Annotated in this window: 27 protein-coding genes; 20 read left to right on the top strand and 7 right to left on the bottom strand. The window is 38.8% G+C overall.

Going from position 1 to position 22,381, the window contains the following annotated elements:
• Window positions 1-33: 33 nt before the first annotated feature.
• Window positions 34-789, bottom strand: a complete 756-nt coding sequence (locus tag ACZ48W_RS02975) for an arginyltransferase (protein WP_464829753.1) — start codon at window positions 787-789, stop codon at window positions 34-36.
• A 50-nt stretch (window positions 790-839) separates the two neighbouring features.
• Here ACZ48W_RS02975 and ACZ48W_RS02970 point away from each other — a divergent pair, with 50 nt between their 5' ends.
• The 5 genes from ACZ48W_RS02970 to ACZ48W_RS02950 all read left to right on the top strand — a co-directional run bounded on the left by ACZ48W_RS02970 (window position 840) and on the right by ACZ48W_RS02950 (window position 4,717).
• Entirely contained in the window at window positions 840-1,535 is a 696-nt protein-coding gene (locus ACZ48W_RS02970; protein ID WP_464829751.1) for a tRNA1(Val) (adenine(37)-N6)-methyltransferase, read from the top strand.
• Window positions 1,536-1,537: 2 nt separating this feature from the next.
• Window positions 1,538-1,912, top strand: coding sequence for a YkgJ family cysteine cluster protein (locus tag ACZ48W_RS02965; RefSeq protein ID WP_464830462.1), 375 nt, complete (start codon window positions 1,538-1,540; stop codon window positions 1,910-1,912).
• Window positions 1,894-3,147 carry a tetratricopeptide repeat protein gene (locus ACZ48W_RS02960; RefSeq protein ID WP_464829749.1) on the top strand — a complete coding sequence of 418 codons (1,254 nt, stop codon included), beginning with the start codon at window positions 1,894-1,896 and terminating at the stop codon, window positions 3,145-3,147. The genes ACZ48W_RS02965 and ACZ48W_RS02960 overlap by 19 nt, the downstream gene beginning before the upstream one ends.
• Before the next feature lie 68 nt (window positions 3,148-3,215).
• Window positions 3,216-4,013, top strand: coding sequence for an indole-3-glycerol phosphate synthase TrpC (gene trpC, locus ACZ48W_RS02955; protein WP_464829747.1), 798 nt, complete (start codon window positions 3,216-3,218; stop codon window positions 4,011-4,013).
• A gap of 2 nt (window positions 4,014-4,015) precedes the next feature.
• Window positions 4,016-4,717, top strand: coding sequence for a glycerophosphodiester phosphodiesterase family protein (locus ACZ48W_RS02950; protein ID WP_464829745.1), 702 nt, complete (start codon window positions 4,016-4,018; stop codon window positions 4,715-4,717).
• A 4-nt stretch (window positions 4,718-4,721) separates the two neighbouring features.
• On the opposite strand, the gene ACZ48W_RS02945 is transcribed toward ACZ48W_RS02950, so the two are convergent.
• Window positions 4,722-5,165 (bottom strand): GatB/YqeY domain-containing protein, encoded by a 444-nt coding sequence (locus ACZ48W_RS02945; RefSeq protein ID WP_464829743.1) that lies wholly within the window; start codon window positions 5,163-5,165, stop codon window positions 4,722-4,724.
• Window positions 5,166-5,221: 56 nt separating this feature from the next.
• Between ACZ48W_RS02945 and ACZ48W_RS02940 the strand changes: the two genes are divergently transcribed.
• Window positions 5,222-5,485, top strand: a complete 264-nt coding sequence (locus ACZ48W_RS02940) for a phosphomannomutase (protein WP_464829741.1) — start codon at window positions 5,222-5,224, stop codon at window positions 5,483-5,485.
• A 126-nt stretch (window positions 5,486-5,611) separates the two neighbouring features.
• Here ACZ48W_RS02940 and msrB read toward each other — a convergent pair whose 3' ends face one another.
• On the bottom strand, window positions 5,612-6,007 hold the full coding sequence (msrB, locus tag ACZ48W_RS02935; protein ID WP_464829739.1) for a peptide-methionine (R)-S-oxide reductase MsrB: 396 nt from the start codon (window positions 6,005-6,007) through the stop codon (window positions 5,612-5,614).
• 95 nt (window positions 6,008-6,102) lie between these two features.
• Between msrB and ACZ48W_RS02930 the strand changes: the two genes are divergently transcribed.
• On the top strand, window positions 6,103-6,738 hold the full coding sequence (locus ACZ48W_RS02930; protein WP_464829738.1) for a tetratricopeptide repeat protein: 636 nt from the start codon (window positions 6,103-6,105) through the stop codon (window positions 6,736-6,738).
• A 3-nt stretch (window positions 6,739-6,741) separates the two neighbouring features.
• The gene (locus ACZ48W_RS02925) at window positions 6,742-6,966 is read left to right on the top strand and encodes a hypothetical protein (protein ID WP_464829736.1); all 225 of its coding nucleotides are present in this window, start codon (window positions 6,742-6,744) and stop codon (window positions 6,964-6,966) included.
• 109 nt (window positions 6,967-7,075) lie between these two features.
• Here the strand turns inward: ACZ48W_RS02925 and pdxA are convergent, their stop codons facing one another.
• Together pdxA and ACZ48W_RS02915 are read right to left on the bottom strand one after the other, a co-directional pair.
• Complete coding sequence (pdxA, locus tag ACZ48W_RS02920; RefSeq protein ID WP_464829734.1) at window positions 7,076-8,020, bottom strand: 4-hydroxythreonine-4-phosphate dehydrogenase; 945 nt, start codon at window positions 8,018-8,020, stop codon at window positions 7,076-7,078.
• A gap of 115 nt (window positions 8,021-8,135) precedes the next feature.
• The gene (locus ACZ48W_RS02915) at window positions 8,136-8,918 is read right to left on the bottom strand and encodes a pyridoxine 5'-phosphate synthase (protein ID WP_464829732.1); all 783 of its coding nucleotides are present in this window, start codon (window positions 8,916-8,918) and stop codon (window positions 8,136-8,138) included.
• A 240-nt stretch (window positions 8,919-9,158) separates the two neighbouring features.
• Here ACZ48W_RS02915 and ACZ48W_RS02910 point away from each other — a divergent pair, with 240 nt between their 5' ends.
• The gene (locus tag ACZ48W_RS02910) at window positions 9,159-9,497 is read left to right on the top strand and encodes a thioredoxin family protein (protein ID WP_464829730.1); all 339 of its coding nucleotides are present in this window, start codon (window positions 9,159-9,161) and stop codon (window positions 9,495-9,497) included.
• Window positions 9,498-9,552: 55 nt separating this feature from the next.
• Window positions 9,553-10,890 (top strand): argininosuccinate synthase, encoded by a 1,338-nt coding sequence (locus tag ACZ48W_RS02905; protein ID WP_464829728.1) that lies wholly within the window; start codon window positions 9,553-9,555, stop codon window positions 10,888-10,890.
• 3 nt (window positions 10,891-10,893) lie between these two features.
• On the opposite strand, the gene ACZ48W_RS02900 is transcribed toward ACZ48W_RS02905, so the two are convergent.
• Window positions 10,894-11,439, bottom strand: a complete 546-nt coding sequence (locus ACZ48W_RS02900) for a hypothetical protein (RefSeq protein ID WP_464829726.1) — start codon at window positions 11,437-11,439, stop codon at window positions 10,894-10,896.
• An 89-nt stretch (window positions 11,440-11,528) separates the two neighbouring features.
• Entirely contained in the window at window positions 11,529-13,478 is a 1,950-nt protein-coding gene (locus tag ACZ48W_RS02895; protein ID WP_464829724.1) for a M3 family metallopeptidase, read from the bottom strand.
• Window positions 13,479-13,592: 114 nt separating this feature from the next.
• On the opposite strand from ACZ48W_RS02895, the gene rplI reads away from it, so the two are divergent.
• The 10 genes from rplI (at window position 13,593) to ACZ48W_RS02845 (ending at window position 22,327) form a co-directional block, all read left to right on the top strand.
• The gene (rplI, locus tag ACZ48W_RS02890) at window positions 13,593-14,036 is read left to right on the top strand and encodes a 50S ribosomal protein L9 (protein ID WP_464829722.1); all 444 of its coding nucleotides are present in this window, start codon (window positions 13,593-13,595) and stop codon (window positions 14,034-14,036) included.
• A gap of 2 nt (window positions 14,037-14,038) precedes the next feature.
• The gene (gene hslV, locus ACZ48W_RS02885; RefSeq protein WP_464829720.1) at window positions 14,039-14,569 is read left to right on the top strand and encodes an ATP-dependent protease subunit HslV; all 531 of its coding nucleotides are present in this window, start codon (window positions 14,039-14,041) and stop codon (window positions 14,567-14,569) included.
• Window positions 14,570-14,580: 11 nt separating this feature from the next.
• Complete coding sequence (hslU, locus tag ACZ48W_RS02880) at window positions 14,581-15,909, top strand: HslU--HslV peptidase ATPase subunit (protein ID WP_464829718.1); 1,329 nt, start codon at window positions 14,581-14,583, stop codon at window positions 15,907-15,909.
• 34 nt (window positions 15,910-15,943) lie between these two features.
• Window positions 15,944-16,846, top strand: coding sequence for a GTPase Era (gene era, locus ACZ48W_RS02875; RefSeq protein WP_464829716.1), 903 nt, complete (start codon window positions 15,944-15,946; stop codon window positions 16,844-16,846).
• A gap of 195 nt (window positions 16,847-17,041) precedes the next feature.
• Window positions 17,042-18,130, top strand: coding sequence for a hypothetical protein (locus tag ACZ48W_RS02870; protein ID WP_464829714.1), 1,089 nt, complete (start codon window positions 17,042-17,044; stop codon window positions 18,128-18,130).
• A 13-nt stretch (window positions 18,131-18,143) separates the two neighbouring features.
• Window positions 18,144-18,797: a hypothetical protein gene (locus ACZ48W_RS02865; protein WP_464829712.1), complete on the top strand. Its 654-nt coding sequence runs from the start codon at window positions 18,144-18,146 to the stop codon at window positions 18,795-18,797.
• Window positions 18,797-19,204 carry a hypothetical protein gene (locus tag ACZ48W_RS02860; protein WP_464829710.1) on the top strand — a complete coding sequence of 136 codons (408 nt, stop codon included), beginning with the start codon at window positions 18,797-18,799 and terminating at the stop codon, window positions 19,202-19,204. The genes ACZ48W_RS02865 and ACZ48W_RS02860 overlap by 1 nt, the downstream gene beginning before the upstream one ends.
• A gap of 4 nt (window positions 19,205-19,208) precedes the next feature.
• Window positions 19,209-20,795 (top strand): secretin N-terminal domain-containing protein, encoded by a 1,587-nt coding sequence (locus tag ACZ48W_RS02855; protein WP_464829708.1) that lies wholly within the window; start codon window positions 19,209-19,211, stop codon window positions 20,793-20,795.
• Complete coding sequence (locus ACZ48W_RS02850; RefSeq protein ID WP_464829706.1) at window positions 20,785-21,597, top strand: AAA family ATPase; 813 nt, start codon at window positions 20,785-20,787, stop codon at window positions 21,595-21,597. Before ACZ48W_RS02855 ends, ACZ48W_RS02850 begins: the two co-directional genes overlap by 11 nt.
• Window positions 21,590-22,327 carry a tetratricopeptide repeat protein gene (locus ACZ48W_RS02845; protein ID WP_464829702.1) on the top strand — a complete coding sequence of 246 codons (738 nt, stop codon included), beginning with the start codon at window positions 21,590-21,592 and terminating at the stop codon, window positions 22,325-22,327. The genes ACZ48W_RS02850 and ACZ48W_RS02845 overlap by 8 nt, the downstream gene beginning before the upstream one ends.
• Window positions 22,328-22,381 lie beyond the last annotated feature (54 nt).

Here is a 22,381-nt window from a genome sequence, read left to right as displayed (position 1 = left end):
CCGAAGGAAATGCCCTTGGGCTACCAACGCACCCTACGGTTGTTCCCACTTCTCCCACTCAGGTTCCTGCGAAACATGAGGAAATCCGTCCAGTATCTCCTGGGGTTGGAATTTTGGTTTGTAGGCAAAGGCTTTGCACCCCTCTACCCAGTATCCCAGATAGATCCAGGGCAGGTCAAGGATCCTGGCCAACTTGATCTGGTAGAGCAGGGAGTAAGTTCCCAGAGAGAGTCTAGCATAGTCCGGATCATAGTAGAAGTAAATAGAACTGATACCGTCATCCAGGATATCGATGAGGTCAACACCTACCAGTTTGTTGTCGATGATATAGAGTACCTCTTTCCCAAAATCATGTGCACCATCTACAAAATTCTCATGGTATTCTCTTTGAGAGATATTGCGGTGACTCCATCCGTCTTTTTCGTGTTTGAATGTATGGTATTTGTTGTAAAGATCAAGATGTGCCTGTGTAAGTGAAGGTTCCTGTACGATGATCTTTGTCTCTTTATTGCGGTTGATCACTTTTTTCTGTGATTTGGTATAATGATATTCCCTGACATCGATACGGATACTTTTACACTCATTGCATCCGTTGCAGATGGGATGAAAGAAATACTTTCCAAAACGTCTCCATCCTCTTGCTATTACGGCAGTAGCAAACTGTTTACAGGCTTTAGCCACATATTTGTAGTGCATACGCACTTTATTGTCAGGGATATAGGCACAGTTGTAATCCAGCATAGAAAAATCTGTTGATGGCGGATTGAGTAGATCTAGTTCTTCATTCATAATCGCGATTATACTGAAAATATTGTAAAATTCATAAAAAAAGGTATTGTTTGTTCCTTTATCAGCCTACAAGTGGTTACTGTTACAATAGTGACTCTATTTTTTTATATGATTTTATCTCTGCGTTCAAACCCAAAGGAAAACTGCTGGATGTCGGTTGCGGTGTAGGTATCATCTCTCTGCTGTTGAGCCGTGACTTCAATATTGAAACAACGATTATTGATAAGCAGGAAAAGATGTTGAACTATGCAAAGCATAACTATGCCATCAATAATCTGGAAGTGAAGAGTCATCTGGGAGATTTTACAGAGATGGAGACAGAAGAGAAATTTGATTTTATCGTCTCCAATCCTCCTTTTTATGATCCGCGGGTCACACAAAGTGAAAATACACACCTTAACATTGCACGTTATGCACACCATTTGCCTATTGCAGATCTTATTGCTAAAGTCAAGCGGCTGCTGAAGCCAAGGGGATGGTTCATCTTCTGTTATGATGCAAAGCAGATAGATCTGCTCTTGCATCATTTGAAAATAAATGGTATAAATCCTGAAAAGATACAGTTTGTGCACTCCAAACTTGACAGAGAATCAAAACTGGTTATGATAGCAGCACGGATGAACTCAAAGTCCATGACACAGATATTGCCGCCGTTTGTGGTATTTGATGATGACAGTATCTATAGAGAAAAGGCAATGAAAGCGTTTGAAAAAGCAAATACAAACAGTATTAAAGGTGACTATTGACAATGGAACTGATGGAACAAGAGGGGTATAACTATAAATTTAAACCCAGTGAATGTGAAGCCTGCGGAGGGCACTGCTGTACGGGAGAGAGCGGCTATATCTGGGCAAAATATGCAGAGATAGAGAAGATGGCGGAGTTTGTTAACCTAAGTATAGAAGATTTTGCTACAATGTATCTGAGAAAAGTGAAACATCGTTATTCGCTTGTAGAGAAAAAGCTTGCCGAAGACAACTTTGCATGTGTATTTTTCGATGAGTCTATGAAACGCTGTTCCATCTATCCTGTGCGGCCTTTGCAGTGCCGTACTTTTCCATTTTGGGAACAGTTTAAAAATGATGAAGAAGAGGTGAGAAAAGAGTGTCCTGGAATCGTATAGTTTATACTTTCATTACTGTTCTTGTTTTGAGTACAGGGATAGCACATACCAAAGAACTGAATGTCATCAGTGAAGATGAAATGATCATCCGGGGTCTTTTGTATGATGAATATAAAGCCTTTGATCTTAGCAGAGCAGTTTATGGAAAACTGTATGATACGACAGGAGCAAAAGTATATCTCTTTAAAGAGGTGACTTCGGCATTATTCGGTAAAACACATATCCATGAGAGTATTAAACGCTTAAAGCTGTGGGATGAAAAACATCCGGGTACACTGGAGGTCAAGCGTCTGCTGATCCCTCTCTATCTTACTGTACAGCAGGTAGGAGAAGCCAAAAATGAGGCAGAGCAGCTTCTTGAAAGATCCAATGAAGCTATGGATATTGAACTGGCATCAAATCCTTTTCTTTATTCAGGAGAATTTAAAAGAGCATTGGATCTTCTGGCTAAAGTATATGAAAAAACATTCAGTGAAAATGTACTTCTGCGTATGGTTGTTATTATGGATGAGTATACCAATGAACGAAGCAGGGCTATACAGCTTTTGGAAACACACTACCGTATGAATACTGCCAGCAACAATGTCTATTTCAAGCTGTTGTCACTTTATGTAAAAGAGAATAATGCAGATGGTATTATAGAAATATATAAAATACTGTATACACAGGAAAAAGATGAGAAATATCTTGAAAAGATCATTCAGGCATATGCCTATAAACAGGATATTGATGCGGCTATCGGTTTTTTAGAGAAAAACAATGCAGGAGAGAGTATTCTTTATGAACTTTATAAAAGAAAAAAACTTTTTGATAAAGCATTTCAGCTTACAGACCGTCTGTATGCAGCAAAAAAAGATCCAAGATGGATAGCAGAAAAAGCAATTCTTCTTTTTGAAAAATCTGAAGACAAGAATGACAGGAAAATGATCAGCAGGGTAATAGAATATTTTGAAAAAGCGATCGGTCTGGGTGTGGATGACAGTATCTATCTTAACTACTACGGGTATACACTGATAGACAAGGATATAGATGTTGAAAAAGGGATCAGGATCATTGAAGATGCCCTTAAGCAACAGCCTGACAATACCTATTATCTTGATTCTCTGGCATGGGGATATTATAAACAGAAAGCGTGCAGCAAAGCGTATGAAATGATGCAGAAAGTCGTAAATGATGAGGGGCTTGAGGAAGCAGAGATCATAGAACACTGGGATGCCATCCAAAAGTGTAAATAAAAAAGAGCGTTCAGCATTGAGTGTTGCGTGTTTAGATATAATACGACAAAAATTTTACTGGAAAGAATATGGCTCAAATTTTAGATGAAATTATTAAAAAAACCAAAGAAGATTTGGAAAAACGTAAAGTTGACTACCCTGTAGAGTGGTTGGGACGTTCTCTTGCTTTCAATCCTTTTGTACCTAAAGATGTCCAGAGTGCATTACGCTCAACAGAAGAGAATCCTTACCGTATTATTGCCGAGGTGAAAAAAGCAAGTCCGAGTAAAGGGGTGATACGTGAAGATTTTGACCCTATGGTGATTGCACAGGCTTATGAGAAAGGTGGTGCAGATTCACTTTCCATACTTACAGAACCACACTTCTTCCAAGGTGACAAAGAATATTTGGGGATGGTACGTCGTTATGTGAGTATCCCTCTTCTTAGAAAAGATTTTATTGTAGATAAGTATCAGATCGTAGAAGCTTTGGCATTTGGGGCAGACTACATTTTGCTTATTGCAAAGGCACTTTCCCGCAAAGAGCTCAAAGAGCTTTATAATTATGCGCTGCATTTAGGTCTTGAAGTACTTGTTGAGGTACATGACAAGTCGGATCTTATCAAAGCGATATTTGCAGGGGCTACTATCATCGGTATCAACCACCGGAACCTTGAGACTTTTGAGATGGATATGCGTTTAACTGAAAAACTCATCCCTCTTATTCCAAATGGGAAGATCATTGTAGCTGAGAGTGGTATTACTGATCATGAAACGGTGGTTGAACTCTCGAAAATGGGAGCAGATGCATTTTTAGTAGGTGAGCATTTTATGAGACAGGATGATATTACTGCCGCGATCAGAGAATTGAAGTACGGTCAAGTATAGAAATGATCAACAAGTCTCCTCTAATTGTAGCACACAGAGGAGCACATAAACAAGCTTTGGAGAATACGCTCAAAGCTTTTGATCTCGCATGGAAACAGGGTGCAGATGCAATAGAAGGTGATTTCCATCTTACTTCGGATCATCAGATAGTGTGTTATCATGATAAAAACATCAAGACTTTTTCTATTGAAAAGCATACTCTGGAAGAGCTCAGAACATTGGATAAACATATCCCTGTATTAAATGAAGTATTAAAAAGAGTTCCTGCAGGTAAACACATATATATTGAAGTAAAATCCGATGAAAAAATCGTACCTTATTTACTGAAAGAAATCGAAAAATCACATTTGAAAGCCGAACAGGTCATTGTTATTTCCTTTAATGTAAAGGTCATACAGGAATGTAAAATGAAAGCATCTCATATCAAAGCCCTTTGGTTATATGCTTTTGCAAGAGATAAAAAACCTGTATCGAAACAAATATTGGAAACATTGGGAAAGCTTCATGCAGATGGATTAAGTACCAATAGAACCAATGTAGATGAATCTTTTGTCCACAGTATTATTGCGGCAGGATATGAATATCATGTATGGACGATAAATAATACGGATACTGCTTTGAATTTTAAAAAATGGGGTGTGAGATCGATAACGACCAATAATGTGGGTAAAATAAAACAGTGTCTGTATAACACTGTTTTATAGAAAGTCAACTAAGCAGTTTTTTGACTGCAATATTGATACGCCCACCGTCTGCACGGCTGCCGATGGCACCTTTGGCAGCACCCATCACTTTACCCATATCTTTCATACTTTCAGCTCCGACAGAAGCGATAACCTCTTTCAGTACAGACTCCAACTCTGCATCATCCATAGGTTCCGGCAAGTAGGTTTGTACAAGGGCAAGTTCAGCTTCTTCTTTTTCTACAAGGTCATCACGTCCTGCTTCTTTGAACTGAGCCATAGCATCTTCACGCTGTTTGGCATATTTCATCAAGATCGCTTCAACATCTGCATCACTTACATCTCTACGTTCATCTACCTCTATCTGTTTGATCGCTGCCTGAATATTTCTAAGTGTATCTCTTTTTAGCGTTTCTTTGGCTCTCATTGCATCTTTGATGTCATTTTTGATCTGTTCTTTTAGGCTCATTGTATCTATCCCTTTCCTGGGTTTTTAGTTTAATAGGATTATACTATAATCATACTATGATAATTACAATAAAAGAAAAACAATTCGATACGGCCAAGATCACACAGCTTTATCCTGCGGCTGTAGTAAAAACCGGATTTGAGGATGAAACGACACAGGTGAGTCTGGAATGGCTGGATGTAGAGGCGAAGGGAAAGGTGGAAGTAGTAGGTTTCGGTATTTTTATTCATTTGGGTGAAGAAGAGAAACATACATTTATGTTCGATACGAAAGAAGAGATGGATGAAGAGATAGGGCAGATTGCTTCACAGTTAAACTGAATCATCGCTGATATGCTAAAATGCGGCAAGTTGCAGGAATGCTCTGCTGAAAAGAACAGAGCATTGATGATCTCAAGTAAAAAAGGCGGGGAATGGAGAGGACGGATCACTTTATGGTGAACGAAATTATTTTTCCTCAAAATCCAGAGAAGCAGAGTTGATGCAGTAACGCTGATGTGTCGGTGCCGGCCCGTCCGGGAAAACATGTCCCAGATGTGATCCGCATGCTGCACAGCATACTTCTATACGTACCATCCCATGGGATTCATCTCTTATCTCTTCAATACATGTGTCATTTACAGGTGCAAAATAGCTTGGCCATCCTGTACCGGAATCAAATTTCGTTTCTGAAGTAAAAAGCGGTGTCTTACAGCATTTGCAGTGGTATACTCCTTTTTCTTTATGGTCCCAGAATTCATTTTGGAAAGGGGCTTCTGTTCCGTGATTCAGGCAGACATTATACTCCAGCGGCGTAAGTTCTTTTTGTAATTTCTCTCTGTCTAATTCTATTCTATAAGCCATGATAATGCTCCTATTGTTTTTTATGAATCATATCCAAATTTCTTTGGGTTTAAGTTAGATTATCTTATTATTCGACATAAACTTTTGGAGAATTCATGTCAACTTTTCAACTCTTACTTCTTATTGTCGCAGGGAGCCTATTTTACCTCTTTTTTAAACAACTTTTTTCAGGAAAACATCCTAAAAGAGGTGTTGATTTCGAAGCGAAAGTAGCAGATGAACAAATAGGCGGGATCAACCGTCCGGATAAGACTTTTTCTACGCCGGCACAGCAGCCGACACGTATAGAACAACTTTTAAGCATGGCAGATGAAGCTGTGAAAAAAGGTGATATGCTTGAAGCAAAAAAAGCAGTGCAGAGTGCATTGATCATCGATGAAAACAATATTGAAGCTTTACGAAGGGATGGGTATCTTCATATAGAACTTGAAGAGTATGATGATGCAAAAGAGAGCTATGAAAAGATACTCTCTTTGGATGAAAATGATGATATAGCACATGATTCTCTGGCTAATGTTCTTCATAAACTAAGAGATAATGAAGCTGCCATTAAACATCATGAAAGAGCTATAGAATTAGACTCTGAGTATGCACCCCACTATTTTAACTATGCTAATACACTGTATGATCTGGAGCGAAGAAAAGAAGCGCTGGAGATGTATAGAAAAGCGTATGAATTAGATGATACTCTTGATGAGGCAAAAAAGATGATAGAAAAGTTGGAGGAGTAGAGTATGAGTAATGCTTGTTTTGTGACCCAGGTGGCTACTGAAGAGATACTCTTAAGAGTAACGAATGTATGCGGAGAGTGTTACAGTGATATCTCCGAAGGTGATACAATACATTATGATATGCAGAATTATCGTTATTTATGTAATTGTTGTCAAGAGAAACTGTGCAGCATGATGAATGAAGAGTGTGAGATAGTAAGAGGAGAGGATCCCGGGCTTTTTTGTTAACACAAAAAGAGTTAAATGTATAACGAGTAGTGCGTAGAAAAAGCTTGACAGCTTTTAAAAAGTATATTACAGTGCTACCTGCTACCTGCTACCTGCTACCTGCTACCTGCTACCTGCTACCTGTTATATATTTTATTGCGTTGATGTAGCTTTGGTTATTTAACTCTATGTTTTTGTAGGCTATGTCAAATGCCGTACCGTGATCTACAGAAGTTCTGAGTATGGGCAGATTTAGTGATACATTGATCCCTTCATCAAAATAGAGTGCTTTGAGAGGTGCCAGTCCCTGGTCATGGTACATGGCGATGTAGTGGGTGTAATTTTTTCTTGTATTTGGTGTAAAAGCAACATCAGGTACAAGAGGATCACTGTAGGTCGGGTTGCCCCCATCCCGACAATAATTTGGATTGATAATAAGATTCACAGTATCTATAGCTTTCTGAATAACAGTCTCTTCATCTCCCAGCACACCATCATCTCCTGCATGGGGGTTGAGTCCCAGGACACCCACTTGTTTGTTTGGTTTGGCTGTCTGATAAAAGTCTAACAGAAAACGTGTCAGATCTTTTTCATTGATACTGCAGGCTACCTCTTTAAGAGGTATATGCTCTGTAAACAGAGCGACATACATTTGAGGACATCCCAGCATCATGATAGCCTCTGCATCAAAGAAGTCACGAAGGGCATCGGTATGACCTTTGTACTTCACTCCTGCAAGTTCCCACGCTTTTTTGTGTATGGGTAATGTAGTAATGGCATCTACTTTTTTTTCTCGTGCAAGCTCAACTGCTTTTACAAATGAAGCATAAGCATATGCTCCACTCTCTTTGCTCACACTACCGGGTTCAATCTCAAAAGACGGAGCAATGTTTTCAACGATGTGAAAATCATTGGGGATAGGGAGGTTAAGTTTGTTGGCTGCTTGTTGGAGCATGGTTTTGTCTATACAGTAGATGGGTTTGACTATTTTGGATACCTCTGTATGGTTTTCAAGGGCGAGTTGGATACCGATTCCGTTTAGATCACCAATGGAGACAGCTATTTTCTTTTTCATTTTTACCTCGTAGGGTGCGTTTGCCAACGCACCTTAAATAAATTAAGCCTTTCGGCAAAAGTTTTATTTTATGTAAATTTAATTATGCGGTGCGTTGGCAAACGCACCCTACACGTTAACGTATCATCAAACCTTTCATATCTAAAATAGCTTGTTCCAAACCTGTATAAACAGAACGGGCAATGATGCTTTGACCGATGTTGAGTTCTTCTATGGTTTCTATCTCTACGATCTCTTTGACATTTTGCATATTAAGCCCGTGTCCTGCAGCCACACGCAACCCATGTTCCATCGCATCACAAGAGAGTAGACGAAGGTTGCAAAGCTCATCACCTATCATCTGTTTTAGGATCTTTCGAGAGAGTTCAAGCTCTGGTATGCTGTGGTGTGTTTTTCTTAGGTTACCATAGAGCATGGCATAGATATTGGCATATTTACCTGTATGAAACTCTATCCACTCCACACCCAATGCCTCAGAAGCTCTGACTGCATCAAGCGTAGGGTCTATGAAGAGTGAAACTTCTATCTCATTTTTTTGTAATCTTCTGATGGCATCTTTGAGTTTAGGCTGTTCACCGATGACCGCAAGCCCACCTTCAGTAGTGACCTCTTCACGTTTTTCCGGGACAAGGGTTACACGATGAGGTTTCAGGTCACATGCAATGTCTATCATTTCAGGAGAAATGGCACACTCAAGGTTTACAGGAAGCGAAGAGAGTTCGATGATGTTCTTCGCATCCGCATCTTGCATATGCCGTCTGTCTTCACGCAGGTGTATGGTGATCTGGTCAGCTCCGGCACGTTTACAGATGCTCAGAGCATCCAACGGGTCAGGATCAGCTACTTTTCTAGCCTCTCTAAGTACTGCAATATGGTCTATATTTACGCCGAGTAACATGTATGAACTCCCTTGAGTAATATTAATTTGATTATAGCAAAATATGTTTATGTCTCTGGAAGTGGAGACTTCAATCCCACTGGAATTTGCATAAATGTCTATTTTTTATACCCTCTTAAAGCAATAGCGTGTTATAAACTAAAAACTTTTATAAGCGAATAAACTTTGGGGGTGAGACTTTATCGGAGGCATACACTCCGATAAAGTTTCCACTTCCTGGTTTTACTATAAGGAAAAAAAATGTCTGAAAAGAAACCACTGCCTGTAATGCAATACGCAGATGTTAAAGACAAAATAGGCAACGGTAAACCAACAATCTTAGCCTTTGGTATGACACACTGTTACAGCTGTCTGGCCATGTCCAAAGTTTTTTCTGAAGTCCTGGAAGAACATCCGGAGTTTCAGATCTACTCCATAGACGGACAAAAAGAACGTATCATCAGCCGTGACATCTACAAACTCAAAGAGATGCCTGTACAGATATTTTTCGATGCTTTGGGTAATGAGGTATTCCGTCATACCGGGGCGTATAAGAAGGCTGTAGTGGATATTATTTTGAAGAAGTACGGGTTTGAGTAGAACTTAACCAACATTATGCTAAAATCGCGACAATATTATTTTTAAGGCTTGGAAAATGGCAAAAAGAAAGATCAACAAAGCAGTACTGGCTTACTCCGGTGGGCTTGATACGAGCATTATTTTAAAATGGCTTCAAGATGAGTATGAGTGTGAAGTGGTGACGTTCACAGCTGACCTTGGTCAGGGTGAAGAGGTGGAGCCTGCACGTCAAAAAGCGTTGGATATGGGGATCAAACCTGAGAATATCTTTATTCTGGACCTCAGAGAAGAGTTTGTAAAAGATTTTGTTTTCCCGATGTTCAGAGCCAATGCCATTTATGAGGGTGAGTATTTGCTTGGTACGTCTATCGCAAGACCGCTCATTTCTAAAAAACAGATCGAGATCGCTCATGAGACGGGTGCAGATGCAGTCTCTCACGGAGCAACAGGCAAGGGGAATGACCAGGTACGCTTTGAGCTTGGTTACTTGGCACTTGATCCGGATATTGCAGTGATCGCTCCTTGGAGAGAATGGGATCTGAACTCACGTACAAAACTTTTGGCATATGCTGAAAAACATGGCATCAACATAGACGGAAAAGGTCAAGCGAAGCCTTACTCTATGGATGCGAACCTGCTTCACATCTCTTACGAGGGTGAGTGGTTGGAAAATCCATTCAATGAGCCGGAAGAAGATATGTGGCTATGGTCTGTAAGTCCGGAGAAAGCACCTGATGAAGCTGAATATATTACGATCAGCTATGAAAAAGGTGACCCGGTAGCGATCAACGGTGAAGAGATGAGTCCGGCGACTATTTTGGAGACACTTAACACACTTGGTAAAAAACATGGTATCGGACGTATCGATATCGTTGAAAACCGTATGGTAGGGATGAAAGCACGTGGATGTTACGAGACACCGGGTGGAACTATTATGCTTAAAGCACACCGTGCCATTGAGTCTATCACTCTGGACAGAGAAGAGGCGCATATGAAAGATGAGCTTATGCCTAAATATGCAAAACTTATCTACAACGGTCTATGGTGGTCAGCAGAACGCAAGATGCTCCAGGCAGCCATAGATGCAACGCAAGAGCAGGTACAGGGTGATGTAAAACTTAAACTCTACAAAGGGAATGTCATGGTAGTAGGTAGAAAGTCAGACCTCTCTCTCTACTCTGAAGAGCACTCTACATTTGAAGAAGATGAAGTATATAACCAAAAAGATGCAGAAGGCTTCATTCGCCTTAATGCCCTTAGATTCATTATCGAAGGGAAGAAACAGCCTGAGCGTATTGAATCGCTTATAGGGAATTTTGAAGAGGTGGAAGTGTGTTATATTGAGACAGGTTCAACGACGATCTGTCAAAAGATCAAAAGATTCTTTAAAAAGTTGGTTGGAGGAGAGGATTAATAATTAATCCAGTATCTCCTCCATCGCCTTCAAAATCTTTGAAGGTGAGAACTTCAAAAAACTCTCTCTGTAAAAAATACTCGGTATCCATTCTAAAAAAACATAAGCAATGATCAGCATAGGGTAAAACACCCTGTATTCAAGACTGAATGATCTGAAAGTGTAGCGTTTCTGAAACCATTCTATGGCACTTTTGACTCCATGATAAACCAATAATGTCTCCATAGCAAAAATGGATCCCCAAGCAAAATAGGTCATACCTGTTACAAGCAGAGCACCTTCTATACCATACATACCCATTACAGCCGCAAGAAAAACAGCCCCGTAAATAGCAAATGAACCAAACCCGATAGTAGCAAAGATCACCAATACAGAGAAGATGAAAAGCAGGCTGCCCATAAGAAAAAAGAGTTCAAGATAGGTTTTCTGCTCTTCAAATGTTGGGCTATAAATAGCCCCGATTAAAGTAATGATAAAAATAGCAATAACGATCAGGACAAGAGAACGATACTCTTTCACATCATTTCCTTTGTAGGGTGCGTTTGCCAACGCACCATTTATATTTGCATGTAGTTAAGCCTTTCGGCAATAGTGTGATTGTATATTAATTACCTTATTGGTGCGTTAGCAAACGCACCCTACGCGATTTCATACAATTTAATTAAACTCTTCACATCCGCCTTGCGTCCAAGCCATTCCTGATAGAGTTCACTCATCTCTTTGGCACCACCATTGGCAAGTATTATCTCTTTATATCCTTTCGCCTGCTCTTTGTCAAATCCGTCTTTTTCATCCAAACAGGTGAAGAAGGCATCTGCACTCAGTACTTCAGCCCATTTATAAGAGTAATAGCCTGCTGCATACCCGCCTCCGAAGATGTGTGCAAAACCGTGTTGGAACTTGTTATAGCTTGGTGGCTTGAGCAGGGAGGTTTTCTCTCTGATACTGTCGAGTAATGCCTGTACCTCTTCTCCCTGGTAAAGTTTTTGATGCAGTTTGAAGTCAAAGAGGGAGAATTCTACCTGACGCAGGATGCCCAGGGCTGCCTGAAAGTTCTTTGTCTCTTTGATCTTCGCCATGAGTTCCTCTGAAATAGGTTCTCCTGTTTCATGATGAAATCCGAAACGTTTTAGTATAGCAGCTTCATATGCAAAGTTCTCCAGGAATTGTGAAGGGAATTCAACCACATCCCATGCCACACCGTTAATGCCTGAAACAGAACGCTCATGACATTTACCAAAGAGGTGGTGAATGGCATGTCCCATTTCATGGAAGAGAGTCACTACATCATCATGTCGTAAAAGGGAAGGGGTCTTCTCTGTTGCAGGAGAGAAGTTACATACGATAAATGCAGAAGCAAGATGAGTCTTGCCTTTACTGTCTACAAAGTGTGTCTCCCAGTCATTCATCCATGCACCGCCACGCTTATCTTTACGGGCTTCAAGGTCAAAGTAGATACGTCCTGAAAGCTCACCGTTTTCAAAGATATCAAAAGGTTTGACGCATTCATGCCAGGTAGGAACATCTACAGGTTTAAATGTTACATCAAAGAGTTCAGAGACAATGTCTAGCAATCCCTCCAAGACTTTACTCTGTTCAAAGTAGGGCTTTGTCATCGTGTCATCAAAATCAAATTTCTCTTTTTTGAGTTTTTCACTGTAATACCCAACATCATAACCAGCCAGGTCCTCGATACCATCTACTTTTTTCGCAAATACTTTGAGTTCTTCCAGTTCATTTTTAGCTTGAGGCAGAGCAGCATCAGCCAAGTCATTCAAAAAGCCCATCACCTCTTCCTGAGTACTTGCATCTCTGGTCTCCAGTGCATAGTGGGCATAACTTTCAAATCCTAAGAGTTTGGCTTTCTCCTGTTTAAGTGCAAGGATCTGGTCTATGACCTCTGCATTTTTGGGAGCACGTGTACTGAAGGCTTTTGAGAGCTCTTTCCTGTACTCACGGTTTGGTCCGTAGGTCATATAGGCTAAGTAGCTGGGGAACTGTAGTGTAAACTTATAGACAGTTTTACCATCAACCTCTTCTTTGGCAGCATTGATATCAGACTGGGGCATCCCCTCCACATCTTTTTCATCTTCGATAATGAGTTCATATGCATTGGTAGCATCAAGCAGGTTTTGAGAAAAGTGGTTAGAGAGTTCACTGAGTTTGAGTGATATCTCTTCCATTCTTTTTTTCAACTTTTCCGGAAGTTTAACTCCTGAGAGTACAAAGTCTCTGACCTCATGTGCGACAACGGTTTTTGCTTCATCCTCTGTTGCTTTGATCTGCTCTATTTTTTTAAAAAGAGCTTCATTCTGTGCCATCTCTGAAGAAAACTTGGAAAGCAAAGGGATAGATGCTTCATAAGCCTTTTGTGTCTCTTCTGAGTTCATGACTGAGTTAAGATGAGAAAGAGGGGTAAAGAAAAGTCCCAGTTCTTCATCTAAGTCCTGAAGAGGTTTAAGTACTTTTTCGTAACTGTTCTCATCATTCTCGGTAATTTCATTGATAATAGCTCTTTGCCTGTTGAGTAAAGTATCCAGTTCTTCCGGGAACGTTTGCAGATTATTTATTTTAAATTCTTGAAACATGATCTTCCATAATAATATATTTTTGCTGATTGTAGCATAGCTCTATTAATAATAGCGCTATTAATAAAGTTTCGATAAAATAATACCAATTATAAATCTAAGAAGGAATTAAGAATGAAAGTTTTATTGATAAAAGATGTTAAAACACTTGGAAAAGCAGGTGAGATCAAAGAAGTAAAAGACGGATACGGACAGAATTTTCTTATCAATAAAGGTTTGGCAAAATTGGCTACACCGGAAGTAGTAGAGAACTGGAAAGCTGAACAGGCGCGTATGGAGCAGGAACTTAAAGAGGAATTGGCAAGGCTTGAAGCAGAGAAGACCACACTTGAAGCTGCAGCGATCAAGATAGAAAAACCTGTAGCACCGGTCGGTATCCAAGGTTCTGTCGGAAATGCAGATATCTCAAAGGCAATACTTGGCCAATTCGGTATCGCGCTTGATAAAAAAAATATCAATCTTAAAAAAGCACTTAAATCTACGGGTATCCATGAAGTAGATGCTAAACTCGGACACGGTATCCATGCTGCACTTAAAGTAGAAGTGATAGGTGTTTAGTCATGTTTGATGCTACTACGATACTGGGCTACAAAGGTGACGGTAAAGCAGTCATTGGTGGTGACGGACAGGTAACGTTCGGTGATACGGTGCTTAAAAGCAATGCTACAAAGATCCGTACACTTCACGAAGGTAAGATCTTGGCAGGGTTTGCAGGAAGTACAGCAGATGCTTTTAATCTTTTTGATATGTTTGAAGGTATATTGGCAGAGAAAAAGGGTGATCTCTTTAAATCTGTCATAGGTTTCTCAAAAATGTGGAGAAAAGACAAACAACTGCGTCAGCTCGAAGCAATGATGATCGTGCTGAATAAAGAGCATATCTTTATTTTATCCGGAACAGGTGATGTGGTAGAGCCTCAGGATGGAAAGATAGCAGCTATTGGAAGTGGTGGAAACTATGCCATATCTGCTGCTAGAGCATTGGATAAACATGCTAATCTTGACCCACAAGAGCTGGTCAAAGAATCACTTGAAGTAGCAGGTGATCTTTGTATCTATACAAATAAAAATATTAAAATATTAGAACTGTAAGAAGGAATAAATTGGATAGTTTAACACCTAAAGAGATCGTTAGTCATCTTGACAAATATGTCATAGGACAGGATGATGCAAAGAAAACCATTGCAGTAGCATTGCGTAATCGATATAGACGTATGCAGCTGAGCCCAGAGATGCAGCAGGATGTGACACCTAAGAATATTCTGATGATAGGTAGCACGGGAGTTGGTAAAACCGAGATAGCCAGAAGACTTGCCAAGATGATGAACCTTCCTTTTATAAAAGTAGAAGCAAGTAAATATACCGAAGTCGGCTTTGTAGGCCGTGATGTTGAGTCCATGATACGTGATTTGGCTGCTACAGCTATGGGTATTGTCCGTGAAGCAGAAAATGAGAAGAATAAAGAGAAGATAGAAAATTACATAGAAAATAAGATCATAGAGAAACTTCTTCCTCCTCTTCCTTCCGGAGCAAGTGAACAAAAACAGGCAGAGTATGATGCTTCGTTTGTACGTATGCAAGAGAAGTTTTCCAAAGGGGAACTTGATCATCTTAAGATAAAAGTGACAATGCCAAACACTGCTAACCTTCCGGAAGACGGATTACCTCCTCAGATGATACAGGTACAAGAGTCTATCATTAAAGTCTTAGGCGGTATGGGTAAAAAAGGACCGGAAAAAGAGGTTAACGTAGCGGATGCAAAGAAGATCCTGGCACAAGAGGCGAGTGAAGCATTACTTGATGAAGAACAACTCAAAGTACTTGCACTTGAAAAAGTAGAGAAGGGTGGTATTGTTTTTCTTGATGAAGTAGATAAGATCGCAGTCGCTGCCAATACCCAAAGCAGACAAGATCCGAGTAAAGAAGGCGTACAAAGAGACCTGCTTCCTATAGTAGAAGGATCTACTGTACATACAAAGTTAGGTATGGTAAAGACTGATCATATACTCTTCATTGCAGCCGGAGCATTTCACTTGAGTAAACCCAGTGATTTGATTCCTGAGCTTCAAGGACGTTTTCCGTTGCGTGTGGAACTGGACAGCCTGGATGAAGAGACACTGTATCGTATCTTGACAGAACCAAATAACTCACTCATAAAACAGTATCAGGCTTTGATGAAAGTAGAAGGAGTGGACTTAGTGTTTGATGAAGAAGCACTGCGTGCCATTGCTTACTATTCACTGCTTGCAAATGAAAAGACGGAAGATATCGGTGCCAGACGTTTGCATACGGTGATGGAGAAGATTTTAGAAGAGATCAGTTTCTCTGCAGATGAATATACAGGAGAAACAGTCACTATAGATAAAGCACTTGTAGAGGAAAAGATAGGTAAAGTAGTGGAAGATGAAGATACTACAAGATATATCCTTTAGTAAAAAATGAAAAAATGAAAAAGTAGAAATCAAAATGTTCAATAAAGAAAACAGAGAGACTAAAGCAGGATTCGTAGCAGTTGTAGGACGGCCGAATGCAGGGAAAAGTACGCTGCTTAACCATGTTGTAGGTGAAAAACTTGCCATGGTTTCCAAAAAGGCACAGGCAACGCGTAAACGTATGAATATTATTGTGATGCATGAGAATACCCAGATCATTTTCGTAGATACACCGGGTATTCATGAAAAAGAACGATTACTTAATAAATTTATGCTGGATGAAGCACTGAAAGCAATGGGGGACAGTGATCTTATTGTATTCCTTGCACCGGTAACAGATAAACTGACAGAGTATGAAAAATTTTTAAAACTTGCACAGGCAAAAGGGGTAAAACATATTGTTGTTCTTACAAAGATCGATCATGTGAAGCAGGGTGATATTCTGGCTAAACTGGGTGAATATCAAAAATACCAGGATGAGTTTGAAGCGATCATTCCTTTTTCCGTCAATAAAAAGGTGGGTAAAAAACAGCTGCTTGATGAAATCGCAAAGCATTTGCCTTATTCTCCGTTCTTCTATGATCCCGAGATATTGACCACCGAAAATATACGGGATATCTATAAAGAGCTTATCCGTGAATCCATATTTGAGAATCTCAGTGATGAAATACCGTATGAGAGTGATGTGACCATAGAAAAGATAGAAGAGAGTGATACCCTTGATAAAGTGTATGCAACGATCGTAGTGGAAAAGGAAACCCAAAAAGGTATGATCGTCGGGCAAAAAGGTACGGGTATTAAACGTGTAGGGAAACTTGCGCGTGAACAGATGGAATTTTTTTCCGGTAAAAAAATATTTTTGGACCTCCATGTTTCTGTAAAAAAAGGGTGGAGTAAAAACAGAGAAAGTCTGGAAGAATTCGGATATATCCTCTGAAAAGAGGGATAAAATCGCTTTTCATGATTAAACTGATTTAAAAAAACAGACTCATATTTCCATGTAAACGGACTTTTAGACGTTTATTAAAAGATAAATGATTAAATAAAGTTATATTTTAAAAAAAAAATTATTTTGTAAGATAGTTTTAATATTATAACATATATAATTGTTTAACAAACAAGGAAGTTTAGAATGTTTTTGAAAAAAAAATCGTCGAGAGAATCGAAATCGGCTATAAAAAATGTTATTACGCTTAATGCTTATGCTGGGAAAAACTATATCTATAAAAGTGACCTGTTTCAGCCTTTAAAGAAGCTCAGCTATAACACTTCGAATTTCATTACTTCATATGTAAGTAATAAAGATGTGATTATTACTACCGTCCGCTTAAGCCGTAGTATACCTCAGGAGGATATTCAGGATATTCTTGAGATAAAAGCATATGAAGAGCTGGGATTGGATCAGGCAAGCAACTATGTTATTTCTTCCATTGAAGTTGAACATGGAGGAGAAGAGAGAGAGTTTCATCTTTTTGTTGCAGAACCGGAAGTCCTGGATGAACTTTTTCTTCCCATCAAGCAAGAGACGAAATATCTTGATCTTATCATCCCCGCACCGCTCCTTTACAAAACTTTATATAAAAAAGAGATACTGAATGATACCGGAACCCACTGTTTTATGTATTTTACAATGCAGGATGCATTCATTACTTTTTATAAAGACGGAGAATACCTTTATTCCAAATCCATAGAATTCTCATTAGAACAGATATATGACAAATATTGTGAAATGGTCGGAGAACAGGTGAAAAGAGAAGAGTTTTTCTCTATTCTGGAGTCCGAAGGGCTTAAAGCGATCAATAATGATTATCAGCAAAACTTTATGAAGATCTTCGGTGAAGTATTTATTACGATCAATGATATTATTATTTATACGAAAAGAGCATTCGATCTGGATGCTATCGATCATATGTTCATAGGAAGTGTGCAGGGACCGATCATCGGCCTGGATGAATACAGTCAAAACTATCTGGGGCTCCAGTCTGCAGATCTGAATTTTGATTTTCATGTGAATACTGATGAATGGTATACCGATCAGCTTCAATATATGATGCTGCTCAGCTCATTTGACTATATGGAAGATGAATCTTCCGTTGTAAATCTTACAATGTTCCCTCGTGCACCGTCATTTGTTAACCGTGCAAGCGGACAGTTCATCATAGCGACTCTGGCTGCTACTTTTGTCGGCTTGGCATATCCTTTGATGTATAAGGTATATTAAAGGTTGATTTAAGATGAAATTCATAGAAGATAAATTAGAAGAATTAGATACTTATTTCGCACCCAAAAAAGAGAGTGAGAAATGGCTGGTCATTTTAGGTATAGCAGGTATCATTGCGTATCTTGCTTATGCATATCTTTTACCTTATACTGAAAAGATGTATAAAAAAAGTGAAGCAACCAAGAAAAGTATACAAAAAAGTATAGCCGACAACAATACATACCTCAGTTCCATTACTGTAAAAGGTGATCGTGAATATTATGTTAAAAAATTCGATCGTGATATCAGCAGGAAAAAAAGCAATATTGTAGAAGTAAAGAAAAAAATACAATTCGTGAATGCAAATCTGGATAAATTGTCCGATATGCTTTTCAACCAGAAAAGTTGGTCAAGATTTTTGAATTCCATTACAGACAAAGCAGAGATACAGAATGTGGAGATCGAATATATATCGAATAAATATGTAGATAATAACGGTAGTTTCGGATATGTTCTGGAAATAGGTGTAGGATGCAAGGGCGAATATAAAGGCATTGTGAAATTCATGAATGAACTTGAACAGAATGTTCTGGTTACGGATATTTACGGAACAAAGTTCTCCCTTGATCAAAACTCGTCCAAGGTTGTAGCGGATATCAATATTTCTGTATGGGGGATAAATCACTGATGAAAAAGATACTATTTATAATCACATTCCTGACGGTTTCGATATATGCTGACCTTTCTGTAAAAGAAATAGAAAAAATGATCAGTATGATCCATGAAAAAAGAGAAGGTATTAAACTGGAAACGCTGGAAACAACAAAAGAGCCGTTTATCAGGGTAGTAGAAGAAAATAATGTCACTACATTTATCATCCCGGAGGAATCAGAAACAGTAAAGCTCTCTCTTCATGCTATTATGAATAGAAAGGCATATATTAATGATGCATGGAAAAATGTAGGGGACACTATTATGGGATATACGCTGAAATATGTGGGGCAAAGAGGTGTGGTGCTTAGAAATGCCAATACTGTCAAAAAATTATTTCTTCATAAAAAAAGAGATGATTTTATCACGTTAGAAGAAAGGTAAGAGGATGAAAAAAGTACGAAATTTAGGGGTTAAGTTCGTTATTGCATTTGCAATGATGCTGGGGACTGCAAATACTTTGGTTGCAGGAAACTGTTCTACAAAATTATTCAGTGTTACGATAGACAGTAAATTGACTATAAGTGATGTGATCGAAAATCTCGCAGAAACTTGTGGTTTAAGTGTTGTTGTGAAGGATGATGCGGCAAAGAAAAGAATGAACAAGAATCTCTACTATGTTAAGTTGAAGAACAGTACCTTGAAAGGTTTTTTAAATACAATTCTTAAAGACAATGATCTGCATTATAGGTTAAGCAGTAATAAACTGACAATTTCATATTTAGTCACCAGAACATTTCGTATTCATTATATTTCAGGACAAAGAAAAGGTAAAAGTCAAGCAAATGTAACGATAGCAAATCCAAGTACTTCAACCTCCGGAAGTACCACTGGGGGGACAGGTTCCCAAGCCGGTTCGAGCAGTTCAAAAACAGGTATCAGTATAGAAAGCAATGATGAATTTAAATTTTGGAATACTGTAGAAAAAGAAGTTCAGCGAATCCTGATCGGAGCAGGTGACGGAAGTACGCACTATACAAAAACCGGTAATACATGGACAGGTCCTGACGGTCAGGTCTGGGAATACAATCCTTTGGCACCGATCGTAAATCCGGAAGCCGGAATGATCACGGTTACAGGTACGGACAGACAGATCAACAGAGTGGCCAGATACATTTATACATTGGATAAACAGATCAAATCACAGGTATTGATCGATGTGCGTATACTTAGTGTAACATTTGATGACAGTAGAACAAGCGGTGTTGACTGGTCTCAGCTTTACGGATTGCAAAATCTTACAATTAATACATTGGCTATGGCACAAAACAACATATCTGAATTTACCTTTACGGAAACAGGTATCACAGATACTACATTTGCTGAAGATACAAGCCCTCGTAATGCCCAATTGGTCAATATCACAGGAAATGCAAAAGTTTCAGAAGTGATCAAGTTCCTGGGAACCCAGGGAGATGTGAAATCCATCTCCAGTCCAAGAGTAATGACATTGAACAATCAGCCCGCCCTGATCAGTGTAGGTAAAGAACTTTTTTACAAGCTTTCATCCACAAGTGCCTTGGGGACAGGGAATAGTGCAAATACGGCACAGGGAGAAGTAGTGGATTCTGTATTTGCCGGTATTTTGCTTGATATTACTCCGGAAATAGATTCTGGCGGTATGATCACATTAAAGATCAATCCTTCCATATCTGATACGGTAAACCCTGTGAGCGGTGATGCAACTACAAGAACTATCCCGCCGGATCTTATAAGAAGACAGATCGCTTCTGTTGTAAAAGTAAAAGACGGAGAACATGCAATTCTGGGTGGTTTGATCTCTTCCAAATCAGGTGTTAAAATTAATAAAGTTCCTTTACTTGGTGATATCCCATTGCTGGGGTATGCATTCAAGCATGAAGAAACGATCAACACTGTAGAAGAGCTGGTATTGATCATCACTCCACATATCATCAAGAATGCTAAATCTGTTTCATTAAAAGATTTAGGATATACAAAACTAAATGAAAAGTAGATACGAAGCGGCAAAGAATGTATTCATCGATTCTATAGACAATGATGACTACATTGAGTTAAATTCATCCATATCGGCTTATAAACAGTTGGAACACAGTATGAATAAGCCGCTGAAGATGATCCTTCTTTTCGGCAAGCCCGGGACAGGAAAAAGTATTCTTCTGAATCGTATTTACAATAAATTGAAACATCAGCGGGAGATCCATTATTTTGATACGCCTGCTGTAAATGAAAAAGAGTTTTTTCACAAGTTGTTTAAAGTACTCACAAAAAAAAATTTGCCGAACAATACAGAAGTGAATTTTTCTGCTTTAGTTGATTTTTGCAAGAACTTGAGAGGGAAAAGAGAAATCATCATTTTACTTGATGAAGCACAGATGTACAGTCCGGAAATGATGGAGAAGATCAGGCTTTTTTCTGACAGCCGTACAGTGAAATTTGTTGTTTCCCTGCATAAAACAGAAGATGAGGACCTTATTGCCAAAGAGCATTTCCAATCTCGTATCTGGGAAGTAATAGAGCTTAAAAATGCGACCAAAGAGGATCAGGTCACCTATATCCATAAAAAACTTTTAAAAAAGAATCTGTTTGAAATAGCAAACAGTATCAAAGATAAAAATATAAAAATGATCCATACTTTTTCAAAAGGCAATTTCAGGGAATGCAATAAATTGCTTTTTACTATATTTGAAATTTGCGAATATTATGATACGAACGAACCTTCCAAGATAAACTATGAACAGATCCCTTCAAGAATTATTGAAATGGCTGCATTGAAGTTGGGATATATTCATGTATGATATCAAACCGTTGGAAGAGGAGTGGAAAAAATACCGGAAAAAAAAGAGGAAACCCTGGTTTGTATTTCTTTTTTCTGTTTTTTTTCTCTTTTTGGTTTCTGTAGGACTTTTAAATTACAAAGAAAGTGATCTTTTCCAATATCAATTTACTTTAAATGATCATAACAGATCAGAAACTGTGATAAAGACGTCTACTGTGTTGCTGCCATTGCTGGATAAAGCATTGACAACATTGGAAACAAAGAAAGCTGAAACTGCTGAAACAGAACCTGTGACAGTAATTTCCCGTGAAAATGCCTCCGATGAAATCATAGAAGATATGCCTATAGAAGAAGATGCTACAATAACAGAGAATCAATCTGGAATGACAGAGGAAAAGATAGAAAGACCTCATAAAAAAATACATTTGAATATTATAGAGACGACAAGTGTAAGTGCATATAAAGATGTTGCAAAACGTTTTCATGAGTCACATGATACAGATGATTCTCTTTTTTTGGCAAAAAGCTATTATAACAGAGGAAATTACAAAAAAGCGGAATATTGGGCACTTCAGACCAATAAGGTGAATGGCAATATTGAAGAGAGTTGGCTGATATTTGCAAAAGCAAAGGTAAAGCTGGGACGCAGGAATGAAGCAATGCGGATTTTAAAGGCCTATATTAGAAAATCAAACTCGGAACAGGCAGAAAGACTGTTACATAAGATCAAAGCAGGTAACTTCAAATAATAAATTAGGCTTGTACAGTATCAATATATGATACTATATCTAATAGAGTAAAAA

The sequence above is a fragment of the Sulfurovum aggregans genome (genome assembly GCF_055385215.1).
Note: the sequence above shows the minus strand (reverse complement) of the source record. Positions and strands in the feature narration are given on the sequence as shown.